The following is a 9,361-nucleotide window of genomic DNA, read 5'->3' as shown; positions in this document are numbered from 1 at the left end:
CTCGCTCGGCCTATAGCATCCTGGATGCTGAACAGTCCCGACGATTTCAAGACCGTGCAAAAACTGCCACCCCCGACAAGCCCTTTGCCGAGGCCAGCTTCACTTTTGTTCGTCCCGATGGGGTTGAACTCTTCATGGAAGCCTCTATCCACTTTTTGTTTGACTCCCAGGGGCACGACCGGGGAGCCGTCACCGGCCTTCGAGACGTAACTGCCCGCCATCGAGCCGAGCAGGCTGTGCGTGAGCGCGAGCGGATGCTGCGGCAAATTACCGATGCCATGCAGGATGTGGTGGCCTTTACCGACTCAGACAGGTTGTTGCGCTATGTTACCCCTTCGGTAGAACCCTTGTTTGGATACCGGCCTGAGCAGCTGATAGGCCGGTCGGTGCTTGATTACCTGGCCCCCGAGGATCGGGCCAGGGTTCTTGAGTTGACCCAACAGAGCCAGGCAGGCAACGAGTCACTTCGCCTCGAGGCTCGCTTTCGGCATGTTGAAGGACACTACCTCTGGATGGACACCATATTCAGTGGGATCTTTGATGGGGCCGGAAAACCCATCGGCAGTGTGATGAGCGGTCGCGATGTGACCGAGCGACGGAAGACCGAGGAGGCCTTGCGAGAAAGAGAATTTCGCCTGAGTCAGATTACCAACTCGATCCAGGATGTGGTCTTGCTGCTAGACCCACAGTCCACCATCCAGTACGTTACGCCCTCAGTGCGGCAGATGCTGGGTTTTGCCCCGGACGAACTGCTGGGCCAGCATGTCTCGGTGCTGGTCAGTCCCGAGGATATGTTCGAACTGCAACAGGAAGGCTCGCGGGCCCTTGCGGAACGGCGGGCTTACCAGTTGGAGTATGAATGCCTCCACAAGGACGGGCATCGGGTTTGGATTGAAGGGGTAGTTAATTTTGTCTGGGGTGAGGGGGGTGGGCTCCAGGGGATTGTGGTTGGGATGCGCAACATCGGTGAACGGAAACGGCAACAGGCACATGTGGAATTCATGGCCTACCATGACGAACTGACCAAACTGCCCAACCGCCGGGCCTTGCGTCGGGTTGCCGAGGAAGCACTGGTCGAGGCGGCCCGGCTCGAGACCCCGGTGAGCCTGCTTTACCTCGATCTGGATAACTTCAAAATTGTCAACGACTCACTTGGACACGATGTGGGCGACGAGCTCCTGGTGGAGGCGTCGCAGATTCTGAGCAAACAACTGCCTGCCGACGATATGCTGGCCCGGCTTGGCGGCGATGAATTTGCCTGTGTTCTGGTCAACGCCAGTGTAGAGAAGGCCCAACAGGTGGCTTTTCGCATGTCCAAAGCCATCCGCAGCGCCCTGGGCTCGAGCGATCGGGCGCCGCATTTGTCGGGCCTGGGGGTTAGCGTGGGCGTAGCCAGCTTCCCCAAGGATGGTCACACCTTTGTCGAACTGCTCAGGGCAGCCGATATCGCCATGTATCAGGCAAAGGAGTCGGGCAGCCGGGTGGTGGTCTACGACGCCTCCAAGAGCCCCTACACCGATGAGCGGATGCAGTTCGAGGCCGACTTGCGCCAGGCTGTTAAAGAACACCGGCTAGAGCTGCTCTTCCAGCCAATCTGGCACCTGAAAACACAGCGGGTGGAGGGTGCGGAAGCCCTCTTGTGCTGGCCCTATAAAGACAGGGTGTTGAGCGCCTCGGAGTTTGTGCCCTTAGCCGAGGAGATTCACCTGGTTGAACAGATGGATCGTATAGCACTGCAGCAAGGACTGATCCAGCTCAAGCAGTGGCAACAACAAAAACAACCCTATCGCCTGTCCATCAACATCTCTACCCAGTCGTTGGCACAGCCCGATGCGGTTCAGGAACTCTTGAGACTACTGGGTGGGGCCGCAGTAGACCCCAGTTGGCTCACCCTGGAGGTCACTGAGAGTGTGCTGCTGCGCAATCCGGATGAGGCTCGAAAGGTACTCAACCAGTTTAGAGCCCTGGGTGTTCGGGTGGCGATTGACGATTTTGGGAGCGGCTATGCCTCGCTCAGCTATCTACGCCAACTGCCGCTTGATCGTCTCAAAATAGACCGAAGCTTTATCGGCTACCTGGGCTCGAGCGTGCGGGACGAGAAGCTGGTTCGGGCCGCGATTGACCTGGCGCATAGCCTCGAGGCCGAGGTGGTGGCAGAAGGGGTGGAAACCCCCCTGCAACTTACGTGGCTACGCGAAAACGGCTGCGACCTGGCCCAGGGGTACCTGGTGAGCCTCCCGGTTCCTATCTCGTCCTGGCCATCGCATTCTGGTAAGGAGGGGCTCGAGCAGCTACTGGCTCCACCGGTGGAATAGCGGCGTTCTGCACGAACGTGTTTCGCCGGGCAGGGGAGCTGTCGCTCGACCTTTCGAGAGGGCTCGAGTAGGCTATGGGCGTGCGAATCGGGGTACTGGGCGGAGGTCAACTGGGTCGAATGCTGGCTCTGGCTGGGTATCCACTGGGGCTACAGTTCAGGTTTTTTGATCCAGCGGCCCATGCACCGGCAGGCCAGCTGGCCGAACTGGTGGTAGGCGATTATCGGGACGAGACCTCCCTGGCGCAGTTTGCCCAGGGGCTCGAGCTGGTGACCTACGAGTTCGAGAATGTGCCGGTTTCGGCGGCAGACTGGCTGGCTGGTCGCCTGAACGTGTATCCTCCACGGTCTGCTCTGGAAGTGGCCCAGGATCGGATCGCCGAGAAGACTTTTTTTCAAGAGCTGGGCATTCCCACCCCACTTTTTTATCCGGTACGGAGTCAGAGCGACCTGCGGGATGGCCTGAAGCGCACCGGCTTTCCAGCCCTGCTCAAAACCCGCCGCCTGGGCTATGACGGCAAAGGACAGAGGATGCTGCGTTCTGCCGCCGATATGGAGGCGGCATGGGCCAGCCTGGGGGGGGAAGCGTTGATTCTGGAAGCTTTTGTACCCTTTGATCGGGAAGTGTCTATTCTGGCGGTACGAAGCCGCGCTGGCGAGATGGCTTTTTACCCGCTGGTGGAAAACCACCATGCCGCAGGTATTTTGCATAAGAGTCTGGCTCCTGCCCCCAACGTAACGCCTCAGATGCAAACCCAGGCCGAAGCCTATTCGGTCGCGGTGATGGAAAACCTGGAGTATACCGGAGTCCTGGCGATCGAACTCTTCCAGATGGGAGCCGAACTGCTGGCCAACGAAATGGCTCCCAGGGTGCACAACTCCGGCCACTGGACCATAGAAGGAGCTGAGACCAGTCAGTTTGAAAACCACCTGCGGGCCGTGCTGGGCCTGCCCTTAGGCTCTACAGCACCCCGTGGCTATGCGGCCATGCTTAACCTGATCGGCCTCCAGCCCGACCCTGCCAGGGTGCTGGGTGTGCCGGGTGCTCATCTGCACTGGTATGGCAAAGAAGTTCGTGCTGGACGTAAGGTGGGGCATATTACTCTGCGGGCCGACACGCTGAGCCAGCTTGAAGCAGGCCTCCGGCAACTCGAGGGGTTGCTGTAAAACAACAATAAAGTCGTCTGTTGCCGTCCGATGCCGATGGTCAGATTCAGAGCTTTAGAAATCGGTCTCTGACCTTTCGCAAAGCATCATGGTGGCTGCGGGATGTCGCAGGCAGGATAGGCCCGTCACGGCCTGCCGCCAAGCCGGGAAGAGGTTCAGCAAATGCCCAGCCTCTGGTGTGTTTCTGGACTGCTTCGCATCCTCGAGATGCCTGCAAAAGCACCCGCAATCACGTATCTTGCATCACAGGTTGAAATACCTGGCTGCCGGGTGGTGTACCACAATTGCACTGGTGGACTGTTCGGGGTGAAGCTGGAACTCCTCGCTTAGTTCAATCCCGATCTCCTGCCACTGCAGAAGTTCTTGCAGATATTTTTGGTCTTCCAGGCGCGGGCAGGCCGGATAGCCGAAACTGTAGCGGCTGCCCTGGTAGCCCTGCCGGAAGAGTTTTTCCATGCTGGTGGCGTCGTCGTGGGCGATGTCGAGTTGCTGGCGGATGCGCTTGTGCCAGTACTCGGCCAGGGCCTCGGCCATCTCGACCGAGAAACCGTGAAGGTATAGATAGTCCTGGTAGGCGTCGGAGTGGAACAGTTCCTGGGCTACCTGCGAGACCTTTCGGCCCATGGTTACTACCTGTGTGCCCAGCACATCCCGCGCACCCTTGCTCCAGGCCGCCTCAGGGAACCAGCGCGACTCGTCGCCCAGTGGCTCGGCAAAGCGCGGGCGAAAGAAGTCGGAGATGCACAGATGGCGGGAGCCTGCGCCCATCTGGCGCGGGAAGTTGAAGTGAAATAGCTCGTCCCCAGAGGCTGGATCGAAGACAATCAGATCGTTTTTGTCGGAGGCCACCGGCCAGTAGCCATAGACCACGGCGGGCTCGAGCCAGCCCTCGCCCATAGCGCGCAGCACCATGTCTTCAAACATCGGCTCGGCCAGCCGCTCCAGATAGGCCTCGTACTCCGGCTGGGTCATCTCGCCACGGCGAAAACCCCACTGGCCCCGGAAGAGGGCGCTCTTGTTCACATAGCGCGAAATCAGGCCAATTTCCAGCTCGCGGCTGGGCACCACCCGGCGACCCCAGAAGGGCGCCTGGGGAATCTGGGTAGCGGGGGTAATTTTAGAAGGGATGAAGTTTGAGCCAGTCATCAGCTTCTCCTGCAAAATCTGGTAGGCGGTTTTGTAATGGTGCCCGCTAACCTCACGGCCGGTCAGTCGAGGCTGAGCATGGCCGGTGAGCTCTTCCATGAGTTGCAGGCCATCGAAGGCATCGGAGGCGTAATAGACCTGTCCAGAGGTATACGTCTGGCGCAGGTCGTTTTCTACGTAGTGCCGGTTGAGCGCGGCCCCGCCCAGCACCACCGGCAGGCCCAGCCCCCGGTTGGCCATGTATTCCAGGTTCTCCTTCATCACCACGGTGCTCTTGACCAGCAGCCCGCTCATCCCCACCGCGTCGGGCCGGTGTTCTTCGACCGCAACCAGAATATCTTCAATGGGCTTCTTGATACCCAGATTGACCACCTTGTAGCCATTGTTGGAGAGGATAATGTCCACCAGATTTTTGCCGATGTCGTGCACATCGCCCTTAACGGTAGCGATCACCAGACTGCCCTTGTGGACGCCTTCCAGCCTTTCCATCCTGGGCTCCAGATAGCGCACGGCGGTCTTCATGGTCTCGGCGGCTTGCAGTACGAACGGCAGTTGCATCTTCCCAGCACCGAAAAGGTCGCCCACCGCTTTCATGCCTTCCAGGAGCACCTGGTTGATGACCTCCACCGGACTGTACTTCTCCAGCGCCAGTTCCAGGTCGGCCTCGAGGCCCACTTTGCGCCCATCAATGATGCGTTTTTTGAGGCGATCCTCGAGGGAAAGCCCCGCCAGGGGGTCGTGGGTGAGGGCTTTGTCCATTTTGTTTTTGGCGAAATAGTCCACAAACGCAAACAGGGGGTCGTGGGTAACCTCGCCGTCCGGCCCGAACTGCCGCCGGTCGTAGATCACGTCCAGCGCAAGCTGGTACTGCTCCGGGGGGATCCGGTTGATGGGTAGAATCTTGCCTGCGTTCAGGATGGCTGCGGTCAGGCCGGCCCGGATGCACTCGTCCAAAAAGACCGAGTTCAGCACCACCCTGGCGTGCGATGCCAACCCGAACGAAACGTTGGAAATGCCCAGGATGAAGCCCACCTCCGGCAACAGCTCCCGTGCTTTGCCAATGCCCTCGATCGTCCAAAGCGCGAGCTTGCGGGTGTCTTCATCGCCCTGGGTGATGGGGAAGGTGAGCAGATCGAACAGTATGGAGTTACCCGCGATACCATGCTGCCGGGTCAGGCGCTCGTAGATGCGCAGGGCGATTTCCACCTTGCGCTCCACCGTCTTGGCCATGCCGGCTTCTTGGTCTTCGTCAATGGTGAGGGCCACCAGCGCCGCCCCGTGTCGTTTGGCCAGGGCCGCTACCTGGTCGAACTTGTGCAGGCCATCTTCCAGGTTCACCGAGTTCAGGATGGCCCGCCCGCCCAGGTGCTCGAGGGCCTCTTCCATCACCTCCACCTGGGTTGAGTCAATCATGATCGGGATGGGCACACGGGTGGCGAAGCGTTTCAGCACCTCGCGCATATCCCGGGCCTCGTCGCGCCCCGTCCAGGCCACCGAGACATCCAGGATGTGGGCCCCTTCGGCCACCTGTTCACTGGCCAGTTCGTTGATCCCGTCAAAGTCGCCGGCAAAAAGCAGCTCGCGGAACTTCTTGCTGCCGGTGGCGTTGGTGCGCTCCCCCACGATCAGGATGCCGGTGTCCTGTCTGAGGGGGACGCTCTGGTAGAGACTGGCCACATAAGCCGAGGGCTTAAGGTCGAGGGTCGAGTGTGGGTTTTTTTGACCCCTGGCCTCTGACCCTAGACCCTCGACAGCGCGGCTGAGCGCCCTTATATGCTCCGGCCCGGTGCCACAACACCCACCCACCACACTCAGACCGTATTTCTGCACAAACTTAAGCTGCCAGCGGGCCAGCTCGGCGGGGGTCAGGTCAAACACGGCCTGCCCGCCCTCGTTGCGGGGCAGCCCGGCATTGGGCAGGCAGGAGACCCAGCGGGTGCTGTTCTGGCAAAAGTAGCGGATATGCGAGTCCATCAGGTCGGGCCCCACTGCGCAGTTGATCCCCACCACATCCACCGGCAGACTCTCCAGCACCGTCAGGGCCGCCGCATCGTCGGTGCCGACCAGCATGGAGCCGGTGGCCTCGAGGGTCACCTGGACTTGAAGTGGAACTTCGCGCCCTGCGTCCTGCATGGCCTGCCTCGAGGCCAGCACCGAGCAGCGCACCTGCAAGATGTCCTGGCAGGTTTCGATGATGAGCAGATCCACCCCGCCGCGAACCAGGCCCCGTGCGGCTGTCCGGTAGGACTCAAACAACTCCTTCCAACCAGTCTGCCCCAGCGAAATCAGTCTGGTTCCCGGCCCCAGCGACCCGGCCACAAATCGCGGTTTTCCCTCGTCGCTAAACATTTTTTCGTCTGCGACTTGCCGAGCGATTCGAGCGGCTGCCAAGGCCAGATCCTCGGCCTGGGCCTCGAGGCCGTACTCGGCCAGCACGTGCGGCAAGCAGCCAAAAGTGTTGGTCTCTACCACGTCGGCGCCCGCCTCGAAATAGCTGCGGTGGATGGCCGCAATCACCTCGGGGCGGGTGCGGTTGAGTACCTCGGGGCAGCCGCTAAACTGGGCGCCGCCGAAGTCGGCGTCACTCAGGCTGTATTTGAAGATTTCTGTACCCATGGCCCCGTCATAGACCAGCGTCCGCTCCGCAATGGCCTTCAGGAAAGGGAAAGCGGAGGCTCTGGCCTGGCGCTGGTAGCCCTGGGCGGTAAGGGCCTCGAGGCCCTGCTCGGCAAAGAAGTCACGGGGGGCGTCCACGCTCACAAAGGCTATTGTAGGGCATGGTATACCAATAGCCGGTAGCTCAGGGCTTGGGGTGCTTCTGCCCCGTACCCCTGTTCCCGATCCGCGGCTATTTTATGCGGGTTCTACTCGGCTTCGACTTCCCAGAGCAGGTCGCGCAGCATCCATCCCTTGCCAGGGGCCTCGAGTTCTCCGCTGGTGATGCGCAGGATCAGGTAGTTGCGAACCTGGGCGATGGGAAGACCGGCGTGTACAAGCTGACCGAGGTTGCGGCTGCCATCGAGCAATACCGTCATGTCCCTGGGGTCGCGGATGCCCGCCTGGGTGCGGCGTGCCGAAGGGTGGCGGATGCGCAAAGCAAACCAGGCGTATTTGCGCAGTTTGGTCAGGTCACCTTCGCGGAGCCCGCGCCAGGCCCGCTCGGCAGCAATGATGAGCGGAACGCCCCAGCTCTTGGCGGCAGCGCGAACGCTTTTGCCACCCACAAAGACCGCAAATGGCTCCACAGCCCTGGGGGTCTCCAAAACCCGGCTGGGGGAGTCCAGAACGCTGCGAAAGCGGGCCCACTGGTCGTTCATGCGGGCCCACTCGCCCATGAAGGCCTTAAAGGGCATCAAAGGAACGCCCTGGACATGGTTCGCTTCGAACTTAAAGCGGCCCTTGTCGGGGTGTAGCGGGAAGGTGGAGATGGCTTCAAAACCTTTCCAGTCCAGGATGGCACCCCCCACCACCTCGCCCTCTTCAAAGTGCAGGTTCAGGGGAAGTCGGTTGCTATCAAGGTGCAAGACCCCAGTTCCACGGTTGGCGTGGATCATCTCGAGCACGTCGCTCATCGGGATGGTGTTGAAACTGCCTTCCACCTAAGACCCTCCCCCAGCCCCAGTACCAGGGTTGACCCCTGACCCACATAGTCTCGCATGGCAGTACGTATGGTTTCGATATGGCTGGCATCGGCCAGTGCAGCCAGTGTAGGGCCTGCACCCCCCACAAAGGCGGCCAGCGCACCGGCAGCATAAACCTGCTCGAGGGCTGGTTCAATACCTGGCATTAGATGGGCGCGGTAGGGCTGGTGCAGGCGATCTCGAGCCGCTTCGCGCAAGGCCTCAAAACGCCCCGAATAAAGCGCAGCCGGCCAGAGCGCACTGCGGGCCAGGTTAAAGACCGCATCGGCATATGGAATGGTTTCGGGTAGAGCGGTTCTGGCCAGCGGGGTTGGAACCTCATAGGCGGGTACGCCCAGCACAAAGAGCAGCCCTTCCGGTGCGGGCAGCGACAGGGCCAGGGGTGGGTCGGCCAGGGCCGCTACAAAGCCCCCATACACCGCAGGAGCCACGTTGTCGGGATGGCCTTCCAGTGCGGCTGTCACCCGAAATACCCCGTCCTGGCCCAACTGCCAGCCCGATAGGGCATCTGCAAGAGCAGCCCCGGCTACCAGAGCCGCCGAACTGCTGCCCATCCCTCGAGCCAGCGGGATGGGATTGTAGGCCTGGATGGCGATGGTGGGTGGGCTGGGTTCGTCCAGGGCTTGCCAGGCGGCACGGTAGCCCAGGTGGATCAGGTTGTCGGGGGTATTGGGCACCTGGCCCTGGCCGGTGTAGTGTAGCTGGTCGGTGGAAGCCAGCGAGGCGCTGACCTCGAGATACAAATCGAGTGCGACCCCCAGGGCATCAAAGCCGGAACCAAGATTGGCCAGGGTGGCCGGAACTTGAACGTACAGGGTTTCGTTGGGCATACTTCCCTCGCCGAAGGCGGCGATTCATGTCATCATAACCTTTGATCGGGCCTATCGAATGCTCAATAATTGCGATGGGTGCTCCCTGCTTGTAGTCAGGGGCAAACCGCAAACCGCCTGAGGCCGAAAGCCATGTGGATTTTTCCGGTCACCCTGAGATACCTGCCCCCGATCTCCCGTGGAAGGGTGTTCAAGTCATGATCCAAACTTGTGACGTGGTACACTGCCGCATGGCTTATTGTGGACGTTGGGCAGGGTAGTAA

The 9,361-nt window shown here is 60.6% G+C and carries 5 protein-coding genes; 2 read left to right on the top strand and 3 right to left on the bottom strand.

Annotated features, from left to right (window positions below; translation table 11 throughout):
• Nucleotides 1-2,315 (top strand): bifunctional diguanylate cyclase/phosphodiesterase (locus Q0288_RS02445; RefSeq protein WP_299426652.1); only part of this gene is annotated, 2,315 nt, incomplete at its 5' end.
• A gap of 80 nt (nucleotides 2,316-2,395) precedes the next feature.
• Nucleotides 2,396-3,481: a 5-(carboxyamino)imidazole ribonucleotide synthase gene (locus tag Q0288_RS02440; RefSeq protein WP_299426649.1), complete on the top strand. Its 1,086-nt coding sequence runs from the start codon at nucleotides 2,396-2,398 to the stop codon at nucleotides 3,479-3,481.
• 243 nt (nucleotides 3,482-3,724) lie between these two features.
• Here Q0288_RS02440 and metH read toward each other — a convergent pair whose 3' ends face one another.
• The 3 genes from metH to thrB all read right to left on the bottom strand — a co-directional run bounded on the left by metH (nucleotide 3,725) and on the right by thrB (nucleotide 9,098).
• On the bottom strand, nucleotides 3,725-7,381 hold the full coding sequence (gene metH, locus Q0288_RS02435) for a methionine synthase (protein ID WP_299426655.1): 3,657 nt from the start codon (nucleotides 7,379-7,381) through the stop codon (nucleotides 3,725-3,727).
• 110 nt (nucleotides 7,382-7,491) lie between these two features.
• The gene (locus Q0288_RS02430) at nucleotides 7,492-8,226 is read right to left on the bottom strand and encodes a DUF4388 domain-containing protein (RefSeq protein WP_299426646.1); all 735 of its coding nucleotides are present in this window, start codon (nucleotides 8,224-8,226) and stop codon (nucleotides 7,492-7,494) included.
• On the bottom strand, nucleotides 8,196-9,098 hold the full coding sequence (thrB, locus tag Q0288_RS02425) for a homoserine kinase (RefSeq protein ID WP_299426643.1): 903 nt from the start codon (nucleotides 9,096-9,098) through the stop codon (nucleotides 8,196-8,198). Before thrB ends, Q0288_RS02430 begins: the two co-directional genes overlap by 31 nt.
• Nucleotides 9,099-9,361: the final 263 nt, after the last annotated feature.

The sequence above is a fragment of the uncultured Meiothermus sp. genome (genome assembly GCF_937863175.1).
Taxonomy (GTDB): Bacteria; Deinococcota; Deinococci; order Deinococcales; family Thermaceae; genus Meiothermus.
The sequence above is the reverse complement of the archived record's forward strand: the minus strand, read 5'-3'. Positions and strand labels throughout refer to the sequence as shown.

Excerpts from the sequence above, each read along its gene's own strand:
- thrB (WP_299426643.1), bottom strand. The coding sequence starts at position 9,098 with ATGCCCAACGAAACCCTGTACGTTCAAGTTCCGGCCACCCTGGCCAAT.